Annotated in this window: 22 protein-coding genes; 8 read left to right on the top strand and 14 right to left on the bottom strand. The window is 73.5% G+C overall.

The window, feature by feature from the left end:
- Positions 1 to 42 precede the first annotated feature (42 nt).
- The 11 genes from MVA48_RS13155 to MVA48_RS13115 all read right to left on the bottom strand — a co-directional run bounded on the left by MVA48_RS13155 (position 43) and on the right by MVA48_RS13115 (position 7,117).
- Positions 43 to 534: a Na+/H+ antiporter subunit E gene (locus MVA48_RS13155; protein ID WP_246980996.1), complete on the bottom strand. Its 492-nt coding sequence runs from the start codon at positions 532 to 534 to the stop codon at positions 43 to 45.
- Positions 535 to 551: 17 nt separating this feature from the next.
- Complete coding sequence (locus MVA48_RS13150; protein ID WP_246980995.1) at positions 552 to 2,156, bottom strand: complex I subunit 5 family protein; 1,605 nt, start codon at positions 2,154 to 2,156, stop codon at positions 552 to 554.
- Between the two features lie 100 nt (positions 2,157 to 2,256).
- Positions 2,257 to 2,637 (bottom strand): proton-conducting transporter transmembrane domain-containing protein, encoded by a 381-nt coding sequence (locus MVA48_RS23490; protein ID WP_256461069.1) that lies wholly within the window; start codon positions 2,635 to 2,637, stop codon positions 2,257 to 2,259.
- The gene (locus MVA48_RS23485; RefSeq protein ID WP_256461068.1) at positions 2,628 to 2,921 is read right to left on the bottom strand and encodes a proton-conducting transporter transmembrane domain-containing protein; all 294 of its coding nucleotides are present in this window, start codon (positions 2,919 to 2,921) and stop codon (positions 2,628 to 2,630) included. The genes MVA48_RS23490 and MVA48_RS23485 overlap by 10 nt, the downstream gene beginning before the upstream one ends.
- Positions 2,858 to 3,235 (bottom strand): proton-conducting transporter transmembrane domain-containing protein, encoded by a 378-nt coding sequence (locus MVA48_RS23480; RefSeq protein WP_256461067.1) that lies wholly within the window; start codon positions 3,233 to 3,235, stop codon positions 2,858 to 2,860. The genes MVA48_RS23485 and MVA48_RS23480 overlap by 64 nt, the downstream gene beginning before the upstream one ends.
- Positions 3,208 to 3,756 (bottom strand): hypothetical protein, encoded by a 549-nt coding sequence (locus MVA48_RS13140; RefSeq protein WP_246980994.1) that lies wholly within the window; start codon positions 3,754 to 3,756, stop codon positions 3,208 to 3,210. The genes MVA48_RS23480 and MVA48_RS13140 overlap by 28 nt, the downstream gene beginning before the upstream one ends.
- Positions 3,753 to 5,234, bottom strand: a complete 1,482-nt coding sequence (locus MVA48_RS13135; RefSeq protein ID WP_246980993.1) for a complex I subunit 5 family protein — start codon at positions 5,232 to 5,234, stop codon at positions 3,753 to 3,755. The genes MVA48_RS13140 and MVA48_RS13135 overlap by 4 nt, the downstream gene beginning before the upstream one ends.
- Positions 5,231 to 5,548, bottom strand: a complete 318-nt coding sequence (locus MVA48_RS13130) for an NADH-quinone oxidoreductase subunit K (protein ID WP_246980992.1) — start codon at positions 5,546 to 5,548, stop codon at positions 5,231 to 5,233. The genes MVA48_RS13135 and MVA48_RS13130 overlap by 4 nt, the downstream gene beginning before the upstream one ends.
- Positions 5,545 to 6,510 carry a DUF4040 domain-containing protein gene (locus tag MVA48_RS13125; protein ID WP_246980991.1) on the bottom strand — a complete coding sequence of 322 codons (966 nt, stop codon included), beginning with the start codon at positions 6,508 to 6,510 and terminating at the stop codon, positions 5,545 to 5,547. Before MVA48_RS13125 ends, MVA48_RS13130 begins: the two co-directional genes overlap by 4 nt.
- Positions 6,507 to 6,800, bottom strand: a complete 294-nt coding sequence (locus MVA48_RS13120) for a monovalent cation/H(+) antiporter subunit G (protein ID WP_246980990.1) — start codon at positions 6,798 to 6,800, stop codon at positions 6,507 to 6,509. Before MVA48_RS13120 ends, MVA48_RS13125 begins: the two co-directional genes overlap by 4 nt.
- Complete coding sequence (locus MVA48_RS13115; RefSeq protein ID WP_246980989.1) at positions 6,797 to 7,117, bottom strand: monovalent cation/H+ antiporter complex subunit F; 321 nt, start codon at positions 7,115 to 7,117, stop codon at positions 6,797 to 6,799. The genes MVA48_RS13120 and MVA48_RS13115 overlap by 4 nt, the downstream gene beginning before the upstream one ends.
- A 61-nt stretch (positions 7,118 to 7,178) precedes the next feature.
- Here MVA48_RS13115 and MVA48_RS13110 point away from each other — a divergent pair, with 61 nt between their 5' ends.
- Positions 7,179 to 8,303: a calcium/sodium antiporter gene (locus tag MVA48_RS13110; RefSeq protein WP_246980987.1), complete on the top strand. Its 1,125-nt coding sequence runs from the start codon at positions 7,179 to 7,181 to the stop codon at positions 8,301 to 8,303.
- Between the two features lie 219 nt (positions 8,304 to 8,522).
- On the opposite strand, the gene MVA48_RS13105 is transcribed toward MVA48_RS13110, so the two are convergent.
- The 3 genes from MVA48_RS13105 to MVA48_RS13095 are packed head-to-tail and all read right to left on the bottom strand — an operon-like array spanning position 8,523 to position 11,106.
- The gene (locus tag MVA48_RS13105) at positions 8,523 to 9,110 is read right to left on the bottom strand and encodes a hypothetical protein (RefSeq protein ID WP_246980986.1); all 588 of its coding nucleotides are present in this window, start codon (positions 9,108 to 9,110) and stop codon (positions 8,523 to 8,525) included.
- A 32-nt stretch (positions 9,111 to 9,142) separates the two neighbouring features.
- The gene (locus tag MVA48_RS13100) at positions 9,143 to 9,601 is read right to left on the bottom strand and encodes a hypothetical protein (RefSeq protein ID WP_246980985.1); all 459 of its coding nucleotides are present in this window, start codon (positions 9,599 to 9,601) and stop codon (positions 9,143 to 9,145) included.
- On the bottom strand, positions 9,598 to 11,106 hold the full coding sequence (locus tag MVA48_RS13095) for an NADP-dependent isocitrate dehydrogenase (protein ID WP_246980984.1): 1,509 nt from the start codon (positions 11,104 to 11,106) through the stop codon (positions 9,598 to 9,600). The genes MVA48_RS13100 and MVA48_RS13095 overlap by 4 nt, the downstream gene beginning before the upstream one ends.
- Before the next feature lie 345 nt (positions 11,107 to 11,451).
- Here MVA48_RS13095 and mbhE point away from each other — a divergent pair, with 345 nt between their 5' ends.
- The 7 genes from mbhE to mnhG are packed head-to-tail and all read left to right on the top strand — an operon-like array spanning position 11,452 to position 17,313.
- A complete protein-coding gene (gene mbhE, locus MVA48_RS13090) occupies positions 11,452 to 13,788 on the top strand; it encodes a hydrogen gas-evolving membrane-bound hydrogenase subunit E (RefSeq protein ID WP_246980983.1) in 2,337 nt (778 codons plus the stop codon).
- 8 nt (positions 13,789 to 13,796) lie between these two features.
- Positions 13,797 to 14,285 carry an MnhB domain-containing protein gene (locus MVA48_RS13085; protein WP_246980982.1) on the top strand — a complete coding sequence of 163 codons (489 nt, stop codon included), beginning with the start codon at positions 13,797 to 13,799 and terminating at the stop codon, positions 14,283 to 14,285.
- Between the two features lie 14 nt (positions 14,286 to 14,299).
- Positions 14,300 to 14,704 (top strand): sodium:proton antiporter, encoded by a 405-nt coding sequence (locus MVA48_RS13080; protein WP_246980981.1) that lies wholly within the window; start codon positions 14,300 to 14,302, stop codon positions 14,702 to 14,704.
- Entirely contained in the window at positions 14,701 to 16,254 is a 1,554-nt protein-coding gene (locus MVA48_RS13075; RefSeq protein ID WP_246980979.1) for a proton-conducting transporter transmembrane domain-containing protein, read from the top strand. The genes MVA48_RS13080 and MVA48_RS13075 overlap by 4 nt, the downstream gene beginning before the upstream one ends.
- The gene (locus tag MVA48_RS13070) at positions 16,251 to 16,670 is read left to right on the top strand and encodes a Na+/H+ antiporter subunit E (protein WP_246980978.1); all 420 of its coding nucleotides are present in this window, start codon (positions 16,251 to 16,253) and stop codon (positions 16,668 to 16,670) included. Before MVA48_RS13075 ends, MVA48_RS13070 begins: the two co-directional genes overlap by 4 nt.
- Complete coding sequence (locus MVA48_RS13065; RefSeq protein ID WP_246980975.1) at positions 16,667 to 16,942, top strand: monovalent cation/H+ antiporter complex subunit F; 276 nt, start codon at positions 16,667 to 16,669, stop codon at positions 16,940 to 16,942. The genes MVA48_RS13070 and MVA48_RS13065 overlap by 4 nt, the downstream gene beginning before the upstream one ends.
- Complete coding sequence (mnhG, locus tag MVA48_RS13060) at positions 16,939 to 17,313, top strand: monovalent cation/H(+) antiporter subunit G (protein ID WP_246980973.1); 375 nt, start codon at positions 16,939 to 16,941, stop codon at positions 17,311 to 17,313. Before MVA48_RS13065 ends, mnhG begins: the two co-directional genes overlap by 4 nt.
- The last annotated feature ends 409 nt before the right edge of the window (positions 17,314 to 17,722 follow it).

Raw genomic sequence — 17,722 nt, 5'->3', positions numbered from 1 at the left:
GCGAAAAACAGTTCGCATACAAGGGCTTCCAGATGCGAAGGTCTACCGTTCCGGCGCGGTCGGGCGACGGCCCACCACAGCGGCCAGTCGCCGCTCGGTGGCCGCGAGGTCGGCGAGGTCGAGCCGGTCGCGGTTGAGGACGTGGACCAGCAGCGCGTCGTCGTCGATGCGGAGCACGAGCGTTCCGGGGAGCACGCTGATCACGTCGGCCAGCAGGATCGCCAGGTCGGGCCGGTCAGGGTGCAGCAGGCGGTGGACCACCACCACCGATTCGACCGGAGGCCCGGGTCGCAGCGCGCGCGCGGCGACGCGGCTGCCCTCGCGGACGCAGGCAAGGAGGAACCAGCCCAGCGCGCCGGCGAGTCGCAGCGGGTGGGGCGGGCGGCGCGGATGCGGTGGCGACACCCACAGGCTGGCGGCCGTGGCGGTCGCGACGACCAGGACCGCCAGCTGCGGGCCGACCAGCGTGCTGCCCTCGCTCACGATCCACCACAGAGCCGCCAGCGCGACGCCGCGGGCCACGGCCTCGGCCACCCACCACACCGGCGCCCTCACCACAGCAGCACCCCCGCGAGCACCACCAACACGACCACGGCGAGCGGCCCCACCGACTGCCAGCCCGCCAGGCGCAGGAGCTCTGCGGCACCCCCGGGCCACCGGGACGCGGCGTGCCCAGCGATGGTGACGACGGCCTGGACCGCTCGCCCCGGCAGGCGGCCGGCCTCGTCCAGCGCCCGCAGCGTCCTCACCGCCGCGGGCTCCAGGAGGACGACGACGTCACCGGCCGGCGGCCGCGCTGACCGGCGCAGCGGCCACCGGGCGGCTCCACGCACCGTCAGCACCACCAGGGTCAGGCCGACGAGCACCGGCCAGACCCCCGCCCACACGCTGGCCACGGTCGTAGATGGGTCCACCGCCGGGCCCGCCGCCGTCAGCCCCCACACCAACGTCGGGCCGGCCAGCAGCAGGAGCAGCCATCCGCTGTGCAGGACGCTCCACGGTCGCGGGGCACCACCGAGGGCGGCGAGGGCGAGCCAGAACCGGGCCATCAGCAACACGGTGCCGGCAGCTCCGAGGGACAACACGACCTCGGACACTCCCGCCGCGGCGGCCAGATCCTTCAGGCCGTACTTGGCCACGAAGCCGTTGAGCGGTGGAAGGCCGGCGAGTGCGAACCCGGCCACGCCCGTCCCGCCGAGCGCGACCCATCGCCGGGCGCCCGGCCCGGCGGCCTGGACGACCGGTATGGAGAGGAACAGTGCCGCCTTGGCGGTGCCGTGGGCAACGGCGTAGACGACGGCTACGGTGACCGCGGCGGCCCCGACCGACGCTTCGCGCAGTCCCGCCCCCACGGTCACGGCCAGATAGCCCATCTGGCTGATCGTCGAGTAGGCGAGCTGGACCTTCGGCTCGTCCTGCAGGAGGCCGAGGGCGACCGCACCGAAGATGCCGACCAGGCCGAGCGCCACGAGCCAGGAGCCCAGCTCGGGCAGGCTGTGCGTTCCGATCGGCAGCAGCTGCAGCCACCCCACCAGGCCGGCCTTGACCATTGCCCCGGACAGGACCGCGCTCGCGGGCACCGGCGCAGCCGGGTGGGCCACGGGGAGCCAGCCGTGCAGCGGCACCAATCCCGCCTTGACGCCGAGGCCGGCCACGACGAGCGCCGCCGCCGGCAGGTTCGCCCTGTCGCCCAGCGCCTCGCGGACCGCTGCCATGTCGGTTCCCGCGGCCGCCGCCGCGGCCACCAGTCCGCTGAGCAACAACACCTCGCCGACGAGGGCCAACCCGAGGTAGACGCGGCCGGCGCGCATCGCCCGGTCGGTCCGGAAGTGCACGACCAGCCCGTAGGCGGTCAGCGACATGACGGCGAAGCCGACGTAAAACGTGACGATGTCGGCGGCGGTGAGCAGGGTGACGTTGCCGGTGTAGGTCACCAGGAACACCGCGAGAAAGGCCGGCAGCCGCCGGTCCCCGGCCCGCTCCACCGGCGACACGGCCAGCGCCACCGCGTAGAGCAGGGCCGTCACGCCGAGCAACGGGCGGGACACGTCGTCCAGCTCCAGCCGCACGCCGAGCAGCAGCCAGGGGATCGAGAGGCCGTCCGCCGGCCCGGCCAGGGCCAGCAGCCCCGCCGGGAGGCAGGCCAGGGGGACCACCGCACGGCCGCGGCCCGCGTCGCCGCCGGCAGCAGGAGGCCGGCCAGCGCTAGGGGCGCGGCGAGCGCGGCCACCCACAGGCTCGTCGTCCCCAGCGCGGTCATCCGCCACCCCGCTCGGCGATCTCCACCGCCAGCGCCAGCGGGCTCCACCACGCCCCGGCGAACAGCCCCGCGGCCAGCGAGGCGACCGCGGACACGACCAGCGGAACCACGAGCAGCCACGAGCCCTCCCGGCGCGGGCGGGGCCGACCCGCCCAGGCCACCCCGGCCTCCGGTGCACGCCACCACGCCGCGACGACGATCGGGAGGAAGTAGGCCGCGTTGAGCAGCGTGCTCACCACCAGCACGCCGATCACCCACGGCTGGCCGGCCGAGAGCGCGCCCACACCGAGGTAGTACTTGGTCACGAACCCGGCCACCGGCGGCACGCCGATCATCCCCAGCGCCCCGACGGTGAAGGCTGCCATGGTCAGCGGCATCCGCCGCCCACCCCGCGCAGCTCGGAAACCCGATGCAGGCCGAGCGTCTCGGCGAGCGCCCCCGCGCAGAAGAACAGGGTGATCTTCATCAGGCCCTGGTGCACAAGATGAGCCACCGACGCAGTGGTGCTCACCACGCTCAGCAGCGCCACGCCCAACACGATGTAGGACACCTGGCTGACCGTGGAGTAGGCCAGCCGGCGCTTGAGGTCGTCCTGGGTCAGGGCCCGGACCGACCCGTAGACGATCGTGATCCCCGCCAGCACCGCCAGTGGCAGCAGCACGCCCAGGCGGTCGGCCACGGCCGCCCGTAGACGTCGTGGACCACCCGCACGATGCCGAACGCGCCCGCCTTCACCACCGCGACCGCGTGCAGGAGAGCGCTGACGGGGGCCGGCGCCACCATGGCTCGGGGCAGCCAGCCGTGCAACGGGAAGACCGCGGCCTTGACCGCGAAACCGCCGACGAGCAACAGGAACACGACCTGCATGACCAGCGGCTGCGAGGCGGCCAGCGCGGCCACGGCGGCGGTGCCGCCGGACTCGAAGGTGCCGCCGGCCCCGAGGGCGGTCAGCCACGCCACCCCGACCAGCAGCACGGCGCCGCCGCCGATCGTGTACCGGAGGTACGTCCGCGCCCCGCCAGGGCCAGCGGGGTGCCGCGGTGCGCCACCAGCGGATAGGTGACCACCGTGAGGAGCTCGTAGAAGATCAGGAGCGTCACCAGGTTGCCGGCCAGGGAGATGCCGACCGTGCTCGTCACGCAGAGGCTGAAGAACCCGAAGAATCGACTGCGGTGCGGGGAGTCCTCCAGGTAGCCGATCGCATACACCGTCGTGAGCAGCCACAGGGCCGCGGACAGGGCGATGAACAGCAAGGACAGCTCGTCGAACCGCAGCACCAGTTCGACCCCGGGCGCCAGCGGCGAGGTCCAGGCGAACTGCGCCCCGCCCAGCACCGGCTCGAAGACCGCGACCACGATCGCGACCTTCAGCGTCGCACCGACCAGGTTGACCACGGTCCGCGCGCGGTGCCGCTCCTCCCCGAGCGGGAAGATGACCAGCGCGGTCACCAGCGACGTGGCGAGCAGGGCCAGCGGTACCAGCCCGCCGAGCGTCACCGATCCGCTCCGCTGCCGGTCATCGACGCGGCCGCCGTCGACGGCGTGGACTCGGCGATGCGATCGGGCACGCCGGCACCGGTCAGGCCGAGCACCACGACGAGTGCGGCGAGGATGACGGCCGGCACCTCGCGGCTCAGCGTCGCCGGCCGGGCGCCGTGCGGAGCGTCGGTGGGGCTGCGGTCGAAAGTCAGCCCGACGACGCGCATCACGTAGGCGGCGGAGATCAGCCCGCCGACGACGACCGGCACGGCCCAGTACCAGCGGCCGGTCTGCACGCTGGACTCCAGCAGCAGGAACTTCCCGGTGAAGCCGAGGCTGGGTGGCAGGCCGGCGAGGCTGAGGCCGGCGAGGGCGAACGCCGCCACCGCCACGGGCTGTCGCGCGCTGGCCCCCGCCATGGTCGCCAGCCGGTCACCGCCGTGACCGGCCGCCAGCGCGCCCGCGGCCAGGAACATCGCCGCCTTGGCCAGGCCGTGGGCTACCAGGAGGGTGAGCGCTCCTGTCCAGGCCGTGGGCAAGCCGCCGGGGTCAGCGTCGCCGACGGGTGTGGCCAGGGGGAAGATCAGGAACAGCTGCCCGATCTGGGCGATGGTGGAGAAGGCCACCACGAGCTTGAGCCGCTCCTGGCGCCACGCCATCCACGCGCCCCACACCGTGGCCAGCGCGCCGAACCCGCCGAGCAGCCCCGACGCGGTGACCCCGCCGGTTCCGGGCAGCAGCGTGAACCAGACCTTCACCAGGACGAACAGCGCGCCCTTGACCACCAACGCGGACAGCACCGGGCTGACCGGCGCCGGAGCGCCGCCGTGGGCGTCGGGCAGCCAACCGTGCAGCGGCAGCAACGCGCACTTGAGCATCATCCCGACGGTCACCAGGGCCAGCGCCACGGCCGCGACCGGAGCCGCGCCCGTCGTCCCCGACAAGGTCTCGAACGCGAGGGTCCCCCGGTCGGCGTAGAGCAGGGCGACCGCCAGCAGGTAGAAGAGGGACCCGAGAACCGCCACGAACAGGTAGCGGAGGGCGGCCCGCAGCGCGACGCCACCGGCCAGCGCCACGAGCCCGACCGCGGCCAGTGCGAGCACCTCGAAGCCGACGTAGACGGTGAAGGCGTCAGCCGCGACGTAGATGACGTTGAGCGCGACCCACACCCCGAACCACAGCGGCCAGAAGCCTCCCGTTCGGCGCTCGGCGATCGCGTAGGCGGTCACGGCCAGACCGACGACCGCGGTCATACCCAGCAGAACGGCGGACAGCCCGTCCACGACCAGGGTGATGCCCAGCGGCACCTCCCAGCCGCCGAGCTGCTCGGTGGGCGGCGCCGGGGGCCGCGGAGCGAGGACGACCGCGCCGACCGCCGTGGCGGTGGCGACGGCGCCACCGGCCGCGACGGTCCGCACAGCGCGTCGGGTGCGGAGCACGGTGGTGAGCAGGAGCGCGGCGAGCGGCACCGCTACGACCACGCTGGGGGCGATCACGGGTGGGGCCCGGGGTCCTGCGGGGGCGCGTCGGGTTGCCGCTCGAGGGCCTCGACCCGCTGCACGAGGGCGAGCGCGATCGCGGTGATGCTGACCGTCACCACGATGCCGGTGAGCACCAGCGCGTGCGGTACCGGGTCGGGCTGCTCGGGATCGGCACGCGCGGCGACGCCGGCGAGCACCACGAACACGCCGGTGCCCATGACGTTCACCGCGACGATCCGCCGTATCAGGTCACCGATCGCGACCACACCCACCAGCCCGACGATCGTGAGAACTCCGCCGGTCGCGACGAACAGGACGGCCCCGGTCACCGGAGTGCGCCGTGGGGGTCGGGAACCAGGGCGAGGTAGAACGCGGCGAGGGTGAGCCCGACCGACAGGGCGATCGAGGACTCGATCGTGACGATCGCGATCGTGGCCAGGTGGCCGTAGTCCAGCAGCGCTTCGCCGACGAGCAGGCCGACGATCGCCACAGCGAGGAACACCGCCGCGCCGAGGACGAGCCCGGACGGGAGGGCTCGCGGTCCCAGCGCGGGCGGCTGCCGTCCGGTGAGCACGAGCAGCAGGAGCAGGCCCCCGAGCACCGCTCCGCCGTGGAAGGCGCCCCCGGGTGCGTAGGTGCCGATGTAGAGGACCCACCCGGCCACGACGATCCCGGCCGGAACCGCGGCCCGTACCAGGAACGACAGCGGAGCTACCGCGGCCGGTGGAGCCGGCGCCAGGCCGGTCTGCGGGGTCGGGGCGAGCGCCAGGCATGCCACGGCCGCGACCAGCACCACCACCACCTCCAGCAGCGTGTCGAACGCCCGGAAAGCCAGCAGCACGGCGGTCACGGGATGGTCCACGCCGCTGTCGGGCACCCGCTCCATGACCAGGGCGGGCAGCCTCGTGCGGGGTGGTACGGACAGCACGGCGGCCAGCGCGACGCCCAGGACGGCCGCCGAGGCGACCGCTCCGGCCACCACCGCGGCGACTCGTCGGGCCCCGGAGCGGCCCGGGCTCCGCGGCGACGCCCTCGTGGTGGCCACTCCGGAGGTCGCGGACACCGTCCGGAGCAGCAGGGCGCCGGTCGCCGCAGCTCCGATGGCGACCTCGGCCATGGCAAGGTCCGGAGCCGCCAACCGCGCATAGATCAAACCCACCACCACGCCGAAGCCGATGAACAACCCGACGGCGGGGAAGCGGGCACGTGCCAGCAGGGAGGACACGGCCAGCGCGACGGCGGCGACCGCGAGCAGCCCGTCGAGCACCGTCCCGACTGTGCCGCCGCTCATCGAGCGCCGCGGGAGCCAGCCCGGCCGCGGGCGTGCCCGGCCACGAGCTGGGCGGTGGTCGCCGAGGTGGCCAGGACGACCACCCAGATGAGGGCGAGCTTGAGTGCGGTCGCGACGGAGTCCGCCCGCAGCGCCAGGCCGGCCAGGACCAGCCCGAGGCCCAAGTTCTCCGCGGTGGTCAGTGCGTGCAGCCGGGCGGTGGCGTCGGGGAAGCGCAGCAGGCCGACCGCGGCCGCGGCCACGACCAGCCCGCCACCCAGGAGCAGGACGACGGAGAGGGCCGGGATCACACTCCGCTCGCCTCGTCGCGTCCGCCGGTCACGGCCGGCCCCTCTGCCACGGCCGCCGCGACGCCGTGCCGGCGTTCCCGCGCCGCGAAGGCCGCGGACAGCACGCACGACAACAGCACCAGCACCAGGGCCGCGTCCCGATAGGCCCGCTCCCCGGCCACGTCGGCGAGCACGGCCAGCGTCGCGCCGCCCCCGGTGCTCAGCAGGTACACCCCGGCGATCCGGTCGGTGTCGGTGGGGCCGCGGACGACGCGGACCACGGCGACCGCCGTGCTGGCGAACAGGAGGGCCGCGGCGGCGAGCACGGCGGACTCCACGCGGCACATCCTCGCGCGCTCGTCCTTGCCCCGGCAAGGGGGCTGCCGCTACGCTCGCCGGGTGACGGCCGGGACGATCGTGCTGCTGGTGGGCGGCTTCGTCGTCCTGATCCTCGGCGGTGAGCTGCTCGTCCGGGGAGGGAGCAACCTGGGCCGCGCGGTCGGGCTGTCCCGGCTGGTCATCGGCCTGACGATCGTCGCCGCGTGCACGTCGGCTCCCGAGATGGCGGTGACCGTGGCCGCCAGCCTGGCCGGCAACCCCGGCCTGGCGGTGGGCAACGTGGTCGGCAGCAACATTTTCAACGTGCTCTTGATCCTCGGCGCCTCGGCCGTGGCCGCCCCGCTGATCGTGCGGTCCCAGCTGGTCCGCCTGGACATTCCGGCGATGATCGGCCTGACCGTGGTGCTGCTCGCTCTCGCCCTCGACGGAGCGGTCTCGGTCCTGGACGGCGTGCTGCTGTTGCTGCTGCTGGTCGCCTACACCGCCTGGATCCTGCGCATCGGCCGCCGGACCGAGGCTGCGGGCGCGGCCGGTCCTGGGTCCGCCGAACCCGTCGGCACACCCCGCGGGAAAGCTGTGCTGGCCAGCGTGGGATTGATCGCCGTCGGCGTCGCGCTGCTGGTCGTCGGGGCTCGGTGGCTGGTCGACGCCGCCGTCACCGTCGCCGGCGCACTGGGCGTCAGCGACCTCGTGATCGGCCTGACCGTCGTGGCGGCCGGAACGTCGCTGCCCGAGCTGGCGACGTCGGTCATCGCGGCGCTGCGCGGCGAACGCGACATCGCCGTGGGCAACATCGTGGGCAGCAACATCTTCAACATCGGCTCGGTGCTGGGCGTCGCCGCGGTGGTCAGCGACGGTGGCGTGCCGGTCGCGGCGAGCGTGGTCCGCTTCGACCTTCCCGTGGCGCTCGCAGTGGCGGTGGCCCTGCTGCCCCTGGCATTCACCGGCTTCGTACTCCACCGCTGGGAAGGCGCTCTCCTCGTCGCCTACTACGGCGTCTACGTGGTCTACCTGCTGCTGGACGCCGGCGGCCACGACGCCTTGCCGGCGTTCAGCGCCACGATGATCGGCTTCGTGCTCCCGCTGACGGCCCTGACCCTGCTGACCCTCGCCGTGTACGAGTGGGGCCGCCACCGCGGTACGGCCGCAATCGCGCGGCACGGCGACGGCGACGACGGTCCCTAACGAAGGCGGCGACCCCGCGGCCGAACTCGCGCGCCGAACGTCACGACAGGCGTAGGCCAGGGAGTGGGGTATCTGCACCCGGTCATCCGCGGTGCCAGGTCGAGCTCTTCGCGCAGGCAGTCGGCGACGTGCGTGCCGCCGACCGACGAGCCGCTGGTGGGGTCGATCCCGTCCACGTGAGTTCCTCTGATCGGTTCGACAGCAGGGCTGGCCGGGTCATCACTCGGGTACGTGGAAATCGAAGCCGGGACTGCGTGGGCGAGCCGGCGCGGGCTCGGTGATCGCGAGGACGGTGACCTCGCCCGCCCGAGCGAAGACGAGCCGCAGCGGCACGGAGTGGGCCGATCCCAGCGGCTCGGTCAGTCCGGTGAGGAGGAGGAGGTCGTCCGGCTGGCCCACGTGCACGGTCTCGTCGGCCGGCAGGGGGATGCTCACCGCCGACTGCTGCGGCGGCGGCGCCTCCGAGACGTCGGCAGGCGTCTCCTCGACGCCCGCCGACTTCCCGGCTGCGCCGACCGTCGCGCCGGTGAACGGGTCGCCGATGACGCCGATCAGCTCGTCGGCGTCCCGCCCGCTGTTGACGATCGCCATCGTCAGCTCGACCGGGTCGCCCGGGTCATGCACGCCATCGGCCGGGTACGCCAGTTGGACGGCGCGGATGGTGATGTCCCCGATCCGGCTGTGACCACCGGTCCGGTCGCGGTCCTGCGTGGCGGTCTGGGTCACCTGGCCGGCGCCGCAGGCGCTGAGTGCCGCGGATGTCAGCAGCAGCGCTGCCACGGTGCCGGCTCGTCGGGTGCGCGTCATCGTAGGGCCCTCCGCTCGGCTTGCGGGCTCGGTCACGTCGGGGGTCTCGTGTGGCGATGGGCGACCGTCGTCCGGCCGTCCGGCAGCTGCGACGCCGACAGACCCGCCTGCTCCAGCACGGCGGCGACCGCGGCGGCCAGGTGCGCCGGGTGGTACAAGGGGAGGTCCTCGACCAGGTCACCGAGATCGTCGAAGCACTGTTCGGCGTCCGGCGCCGTCCAGAAGAGGTAGGACCGGGCACCGTCCGGGAAGCGGCGGCCGAGCTCGTCCTCCAACCGGCGGCGTGTCCGTTCCGGATCACGGCCGGGCGCCGGGGTCGCCAGGATGCCGTGCCGCCGGAGGACGGCGGCCGCCAGCTCGAGGCGGGCTCGCTGCGGCGCCTGGACGATCCAGCACGGCGGCGGCGGGAAGGTCGCGGGATCGGGGCAGTAGGCGCACAGCGAACCACCGGATCCAGCGGCACGGCGCTGCTGCGCCACCGTGGCGGTCACTGCCCTTGTCCCAGCGAATAGCCGGGCTGCCCGCCGAACCGGTGGAGGCCCTCGGTCTTGATGAAGTCGACCCCGGCCCGCTCCAGGAAGTACAGCAGCTGCAGCACGTGCTTGTGGTGGGCGCAGCCGGGTGCCGGGGCGATGAAGCGAGCCCGCCAGTGGTCGGTGCAGAACGTCTCCGGCAGCCCGTCGGGCCAGACCTTGACTCCCCGGTTGGAGATCATCTGGAGCTTCAGGTAGGAGTCCCTGGACGCCTCCCGCAGGATGGCAGCGAGTGCGTCGGGGGAGGTCCCGGCGTCGTGGACGAAGATGTCGACGCCGTCCATGGTCTTGCGCTCGGGCGTGCGCGGTGCGGGCTTCTGACGCGGCACCGCCGGTGGGAGCGCGGCGTAGCGCACGGGGTTGAGAGTGCGGGGGCGGTCGCCCAGTCGGGCGACGATCGCGTCGGCAAAGGCCTGCGTCCCGAGCGGCGCGCGCCCAGCGGGGGCGATGTCATACGTGGCCGCGCCGGCCTCGAGCGTCGCGAGCCATGCGTTGTGCACCCGCTCGGCGACCTCGGCCTGCCCGACGTGGACGAGCATCATGACCGCTCCCATGAGCAGACCCGAGGGGTTGGCGACGTCCTGGCCAGCGCGGCGCGGAGCCGAACCGTGGATGGCCTCGAACATCGCGACCTGGTCGCCGATGTTGGCCGAGCCGGCCAGGCCGACCGAGCCGGCTATCTGCGCGGCGACGTCGGAGAGGATGTCGCCGTAGAGGTTCGGGGTGACCACGACATCGAAGGCCTCCGGGGTGTCGGCCAGCTTGGCGGCCCCGATGTCGACGATCCAGTGCTCGTTCTCCAGGTCGGGGTACTCGGCGGCGATCTCGTCGAAGACCCGGTGGAAGAGCCCGTCGGTCAGCTTCATGATGTTGTCCTTGGTGAAGCAGGTGACCTTCCGACGGCCGTGCCGGCGGGCGTGCTCGAAGGCGTACCGGACGATCCGCTCGCAGCCGGGCCGGCTGATCAGCTTCAGGCACTGGGTGACCTCGTCGGTCTGGCGGTGCTCGATGCCGGCGTAGAGGTCCTCCTCGTTCTCCCGGATGACCACGACGTCCATCCCCGGGTGCCGGGTGGGGACGAACGGCGCGTAGGCGACGCAGGGCCGCACGTTGGCGTACAGGCCCAGCGTCTTGCGCACGGTCACGTTGAGGGACTTGAACCCACCACCCTGCGGTGTGGTGATCGGTGCCTTGAGGAACACCTGGGTCCGCCGCAGCGACTCCCACGTCGAGGGCTCGATGCCGGCGCTGTGCCCCCGCCGGTAGACCGACTCGCCGATCTCGATTTCCTCGACCGCGAGCCGGGCGCCGGCCGCGTCGAGGATCCGCAGGGTCGCCTCCATGATCTCCGGGCCGATGCCGTCCCCGCGGGCCACGGTGACCGGGACTCCGGCCGCCGCCTCGCGTCGTGGCTCGTCTGATGTCGCTGCGGCGTGTCGCTGAGCCGTCGGGGTGCCGGTCATCGGGTCACTCTCCCTTGGTCCCGGACTTCTTGTACCGCAAAGTATTACGCGAAACGAGTATCGTGTAAAGGGTGGAGTGGAGCCCCTCCATGAAGTGGCCCGTCGGGTGTGTCGATCGCGATCGGGCGCCGGGACGACGGGGGGATAGACGCATCCCTCTTCAAGAATTAGGTTACGCTTTTACGCCGCGACTCAGCGGGAGGCGGGACGTGTGATGCACGGTGTGCGGGTCCCGGACCTGCCCGGCTGGCGCCCCCTGCGGCACCGCCGAACTCAGCGAGCCGGCCGGCGCGGCGCCCCCGTCGACGTGATCGCCCGGCCGGGGGCTGCGCGCGGTGGTCCGCCGTGATCCTGATCCTCGCGCTGGCGGCCATGGCGGTCATGGCCGGGCTGGCGCCGCTGCTCGCGCGTCGCGCATGGGGACGAGACACCGGCTACGCCCTCGCCGGCGGTTTCGTCGGCGTGGCCATGCTCCTGGGGTCGGCGGTACCGCGCGTGCTGGACGGCGGCACCGTCGAGTTCGCCACCACGTGGCTGCCCTCGCTGGACGTCGCCTTCGCGCTGCGGCTCGACGGGCTCGCGCTGCTCTTCAGCCTGATCGTGCTGGGCGTCGGCGCGCTGATCATGGCCTACTGCCCACGCTATCTCGGTCCGACCGGACGGCACGGCGCCGTCTACGGCCTGCTGACCCTATTCGCCGGGGCGATGCTCGGCCTGGTCCTGGCCGCCGACGTGGTGCTGCTCTTCGTCTTCTGGGAGCTGACCACGTTCTGCTCCTTCCTCCTCGTCGGGATGACCGGCGGCCGGGCGACGCGGCCGGCCCGGCGGGGGCTGCTCGTCACCGCCGCCGGTGGGCTGGCCCTGCTCGTGGCTGTCGTCCTGCTGGTCGAGGTCACGGGCACCACGGATCTCGCAGCGATCCTGGCCGACCCCGACGAGGTGCTCCGCTCGCCGCTCGCCGGGACCATCGCGGTCCTGGTCGCGCTCGCGGCGTTCACGAAGTCGGCGCAGGTGCCGCTGCACTTCTGGTTGCCCGGAGCCATGGTCGCGATGACCCCGGTGAGCGCCTACCTGCACGCGGCGACGATGGTGAAGGCCGGCATCTACCTGCTCATGCGGGTCTCACCGGTCTTCTCCGGCCTGCCGGCCTGGTCAGCGCTGCTGGTCTCGGTCGGGCTCACGTCGGCGGTCGTCGGTGCTTTCATGGCGCTGCGCCAGCACGACCTCAAGGCCATCCTCGCCCACTCGACGGTGAGTCAGCTCGGCTTCCTCGTCGCGGCGATCGGCGTAGGCACCTCCACCGCGCTGGCGGCCGCCATGCTGCACACCTTCGCGCACGCGCTGTTCAAGGCGACGCTGTTCATGCTGGTCGGGATCATCGACAAGGAGACCGGCAGTCGCGACATTCGGCAGTTGTCGGGGCTGCGGCGGGTGATGCCGGTGACCGCCACGGTCACCGGCCTGGCCGGGCTGTCGATGGCCGGCGTCCCGCCGCTGCTGGGCTTCGTGAGCAAGGAGTACCTCTTCCAGGGCCTGTTCCAGGCCGACTTCGCCCCCTGGGCGGGCCTCGTGGCCGGCGTGGTCGGCGTCACGGCGTCCGCGCTCACCACCGCCTACGGACTGCGGATCTTCTTCGGCGCTTTCGGGGGGCCGACCCGCCAGCCCGACCTGTACGAGCCCTCGCCGGCCTTCCTGGCTCCTGCGGTCGTGCCGGCCCTCGTCGGCCTCGGCCTGGGGCCGGGCATCAACCTCCTGAACCCGGTCGTGGTCCGCGCCGGTGCCGACGTGGTGTCCGACGAGCCGGTGCGGGCCTTCCAGTTCTGGCATGGGCTCAGCCCCGAGATCGTCATGTCGGCCATCGCCGTGAGCACGGGACTGGTCCTCTACCTGCGGCGGCGGAAGGTGGACCGGCTGCTCGACCGGGTGCCGGTGCCCGACGGCGGCGCGATGTTCGACCGCGCGCACGACGCCGTGCTCGCCCTCGGCCGTGCGGTGGGCCGACCGGACCGTGCCGAGGGCCTGGCCGGCCACCTGGCGCGCCCGCTGCTCGTGGTCGTGGCCCTCGGGGGCGTGGGTCTCGCCGCCTTGGAGCAGATGCCTGAGCGGGGAGACACAGACACCCCGCTGGACTGGCCGATTGCGGCGCTGGTCGCGCTGGCCGTCGCCGGCACGGTCGTGGCCCGCTCGGCGCTGGGAGCGGTCGCGCTGCTCGGCTTCGTCGGGCTGCTGGTCTCCGTCTGGTTCCTCCTGGCCGGCGCACCAGACGTCGCTCTCACCCTGCTGCTGATCGAGGTGCTCACCGCGGTCGTCATCGTGCTCGTGCTGGGCGGACTGCCGCGGCGCCTGCCACCCCTCGATCGCCGTCGCCTGCTGCCCGCTGCCTCCCTGGCCCTGGGCTGCGGCCTTGCGGCGGCGGGCGCCACCTTCGCGCTGACCGGACGACGGGATCCCTCTGCCGCCGGCGAGTTCTTCCTCCGCACCGCCGAGCCCGCGACGGGAGGCACCAACGTGGTCAACACAATCCTGGTCGACTTCCGGGCCATGGACACCCTCGGCGAGGCCGTCGTGCTGGGTGTCGCGGCGCTGGGGCTGCTCGCGCTCCTCGGCCATCGCACCGAGCGGTCGGCCCGCCGCGGGTCGTCCGAAGCCGCTCGGTACCCGTATCCGGCGGCGCGGACGTGATGCTTCAGGTGACCGCGCGCCTCCTCGTTCCCGGCGTGGTGCTGCTGGCCGCCTTCCTGCTGTGGCGGGGGCACAACGAGCCCGGCGGCGGGTTCATCGCGGCCCTGGTCGCCGGCGCCGCCGTGGCCCTGTTCCAGCTTGCCCACGGGCGCCTGCCCCGGTGGTTGCGAGCCGACGCGCTGGTGGGAACCGGCCTGCTGCTCGCCCTCGGCACCGGTCTGCTCGCCGCGGTCCTGGGCGAGGCGTTCCTCGCACCGTTCCACCTGCCGCTGCTCGGCCGGCTGGGGATCGGGTCGGCACTGCTGTTCGACACCGGGGTGCTGCTCATGGTGCTCGGGCTGCTGGTCGTCACGCTCGAGCGACTCGGCGGCGGCGCGGCGGCCCCCGACCCGTTGCACCGACTCGAGTCGTTGCCGGTGACGCCGGCCACGCGCGGCCCGGTGCCGCGCTCCGCCGGCGCCCACTTCGCGACGACCGGCCGTCAGGTGTCGCCATGAGCGCGGCGGTGGTCGTGGGTCTGCTGGTCGCCGGCGGGGTCTGGTTCGTGCTGCAGCGCGGGATGCTGCAGGTCGTCTTCGGCTTCGTGCTCCTGAGCCACGCCGTCAACGTGCTGATGCTCTCTGCCGGAGGCACCGACCGCCGCGGAGTGCCGTTCGTCGGCCGCGGCGATCCGGCGGCCACCGCCGATCCGCTGCCGCAGGCCTTCGTTCTGACGGCGATCGTCATTGCCTTCGGCATCACCGTCTACCTGTTGGCGTTGGTTCGAGCCGAACGCAGCGGCGACGCCGACGGACCCGGCGACAGAGGCGACCTTGCCGACGATCCTGCGCCCGCATCCAGCGGGCGGTCGGCGCCTGCCCAGCAGAAGGTGCGCGCCGGGGGCGCCGGGACGCACCCGACCGGAGGTGCACCGTGAGCGCGACGCTGCTCGTCGTACCCGTCGCCGCGCCGCTGGCGGCCGCCGGTGCGCTCGTGCTGGCCGCCCGTCGGGCGCCGGGCGGCTTCTCGCTGCTGATGCGGACGGTCGGGTGGGGGGCCACCTCGCTGGTGCTGGTGGTCGCCGTCGTCCTGCTGGCCGCGGCGCTCGACGGGGGCATCGCCACGCTACGGCTGGGCGGCTGGCCGCCCGGAATCGCCATCGTGCTGGTGGCCGATGTGCTGAGTGCGGTGCTGCTGGCGGTCACCTCGGCGCTGGTGCTGGCGAGCCTCGCCTTCGCCGCGGCTACCGGGGAGGACGAGGGATACTTCGTGCCGCTCGCCCTGGTTCTCTCGACCGGTGTCTACGGCGCGCTACTCACCGGCGATCTGTTCAACCTGTTCGTCTTCGTCGAGGTCATGCTCGTGCCGAGCTACGTGCTGCTCGTCGCCGCCGGGGGCGCTCGGCGATTGGCGGCCGGACGGCGGTACCTCGCGGTCAACCTCCTCGCCTCCACCCTCTTCCTGGCCGGTGTGGGCCTGCTCTACGGGGTCACCGGCACGGTGAACCTCGGCGAGCTGGCGGGAGCCGCCTCCGTACCGGCGGTCGGAGTCGCCGGTGCCGTTCTCATGGTCGCCCTGGCCGTCAAGGCCGCTGTCGTGCCGCTGCACAGCTGGCTGCCCGGCTCGTATGCCGCCGCGGGGCCCGCGGTGGTCGTGCTGTTCTCGGGGCTGCTGACCAAGGTGGGGGTCTACGCCCTGGTCCGGGTCTACTCCGTGGTCTTCGACGGCGACCAGCGCTGGCTGTGGCTCATCATGGCCGCCGGCGTGACGACCATGGTCGTCGGCGTGCTCGGCGCCGTGGGGGAGGGGTCGATGCGGTCGGTGCTCACCTTCCACATGGTCAGCCAGATCGGCTACATGGTCGTCGGCCTGGCGCTGTTCACCACGGCGGGGCTGGCCGCCGGCATCTTCTTCCTGGTGCAGTACGTGCTGGTGAAGGCCGCGCTGCTGATGTGCGCCGGCGCGGTGGAGGTCGGCTACGGCACCGACGAACTTCATCGCCTCCGCGGGCTGGGACGGCGGGAACCGGCGCTGGCCGTCGCCTTCGGCATCTCGGCGCTGGCCCTGGTCGGCGTTCCTCCGTTGTCGGGCTTCGTAGCCAAGCTGTACCTGCTCGACGCCGTCCTGCACGAGGCGCACTACGTGGCCGCGGCGGCCATCGCCGGGGTCAGTTTCCTCACCCTCACCTCCATGCTCAAGGTCTGGAACGCTGTCTTCACCCAGCCCGCACCGGGGCCCGGCGGGCCCGGCGCGGCGGCAGCGGCCGGAGCCGAGGAGCCGGCCCGACACGGGGCACACGTGGCCGTGGCGGCACCGGCCGGGCCTCGGACCGGGGTGCGCCCGGTGCTGGTCGCACCGGCGGTCGTGCTGGCCGCGCTCGCGGTGGTGCTGGGCATCTGGGCCGAGCCGCTGCTGACCGTTGCCGAGGAGGCGGCCCGCGGGCTGGTCGACACCACGGCCTACGTGACGGCGGTGACCTCGCCGTGACTCGCGCCGTGCCGCCGGACGCCGACCGCGGGCCCGACCGGGCCGGCCGGTCGCGGGCCACTCGGATCGCCGTCTTCTGCGGCTCCTACCTGCTGCGCTTCCTGCGGGCGAACCTCGACGTGGCCCGCGTGATCGTCGCCCGCCGTCCGAGGCTGGCCCCGGCCGTGGTCGAGATCGAGCTGCGGAGCCGGACGCCCGCCGAGATCGCGACCCTCATGGGCCTGATCACGCTGACGCCCGGAACGATGGCGCTCGACCTGGCCGCGGACCGGTCCCGTCTGACGGTGCACGGCATGCAGGCGCCCGACCTGGCTGCGTTCCGTGCGGACCTGGGCGTGCTGGAGGAGCAGATGCTCGGTGCGATGCGCTCGACCCGGCGCCTTGGGGAGCGCAGAGCAGGGAGTGGCCGGAGGTGACCGACGTGGTGCCCCACCTGCTGCTCGATGCGGCTCTGATCCTGCTCGCCCTCGCCCTGGCGCTGGCGATGGTGCGCGTCACGGTCGGCCCGACCGACGCCGACCGGGCGCTCGCGGTCGACTTCGGCTTCGCCGCGTTCATCGCCGCGGTCGCACTGCTGGCGGTGCGGCTCGACGAGCCCGTGCTCCTCGACCTGGTGCTGGTGGCCACGCTGGTCGGATTCCTGGCGACGATCGCTATCGCCCGCCTGGTCACCCGGCGGTCGTTGTGACGCCGCAGGCGGTCGGGGGCGGCCTGCTGGTGGTCCTCGGCGTTGCGTTGATCGGGCTCGCCGCCCTGGGCCTGTTCCGGATGCCCGACGCGTACAACCGGGCCAACGCGGTCACCAAGGCAGCGGGTCTCGGCGTGGTGTGCGTGCTCCTCGGCGTCGTCGTCCTCTCCCCGAGCGTGTCGTCGGTGCTGACCCTGCTGCTGGCCGCGGTGCTGCAGCTGTTCACCGTCCCCATCGCCGGCCTGGCGATCGGCGAGGCCGCATGGCGGGCGGGGGCGCCGCTGGTGGCCGGCACCCGGCAGGATCGCCTCGCGGCGGCGCCCGTCGGGGACCCTCCCGGCGGAGAACGGTCGGAGCGGCCGTCCGGCTGAGCCCAGCGGGCGCGGGCCGGCAACGCTCGTGCGGAGGCCCGCCCCCGTGACGGGCGCGCGGGTGACGCGAGAGCTCGACGGAGCGCACGTGCACCCACCCGTGCTCGGCCGGTCGGCCCTCTCGGCGGACCGCCGGCCATGCCGAGGGGATGCCCAGGGCGCGCTCGGTCATCGACCCCCAGCTCGCCGTGGCGGGCTGCGTCCGGGAAGGACCCACGGACCCCGGTCAGGCGGCGGGTCCCGAGCCGGCCACCGCCTGGTACGCCTCGACGGCGGCCCCCAGCTCTTCGAGCGCCTGGCCCAGCGGGCCAGGTCGCCGGAGCGCTGGGCGTCGGCCACCCGGTCCAGGGCGGTGTCGAGGTCGGTCACCGCCCGGGTCAGCCGCGGATCGGCCGGGGTCCCGCCGTCC

Origin of the sequence: Blastococcus sp. PRF04-17 (genome assembly GCF_023016265.1) — a bacterium.
Lineage (GTDB): Bacteria > Actinomycetota > Actinomycetes > Mycobacteriales > Geodermatophilaceae > Blastococcus_B.
This window is presented reverse-complemented; position numbering and strand designations above follow the sequence as displayed.

What these genes read in the sequence shown, in the direction of transcription:
- MVA48_RS13095 (WP_246980984.1), bottom strand. Translation starts at nt 11,106, where the DNA reads ATGACCGGCACCCCGACGGCTCAGCGACACGCCGCAGCGACATCAGAC.
- MVA48_RS13125 (WP_246980991.1), bottom strand. Translation starts at nt 6,510, where the DNA reads ATGAGCGGCGGCACAGTCGGGACGGTGCTCGACGGGCTGCTCGCGGTC.
- MVA48_RS13105 (WP_246980986.1), bottom strand. Translation starts at nt 9,110, where the DNA reads ATGACGCGCACCCGACGAGCCGGCACCGTGGCAGCGCTGCTGCTGACA.
- MVA48_RS23490 (WP_256461069.1), bottom strand. Translation starts at nt 2,637, where the DNA reads ATGCCGCTGACCATGGCAGCCTTCACCGTCGGGGCGCTGGGGATGATC.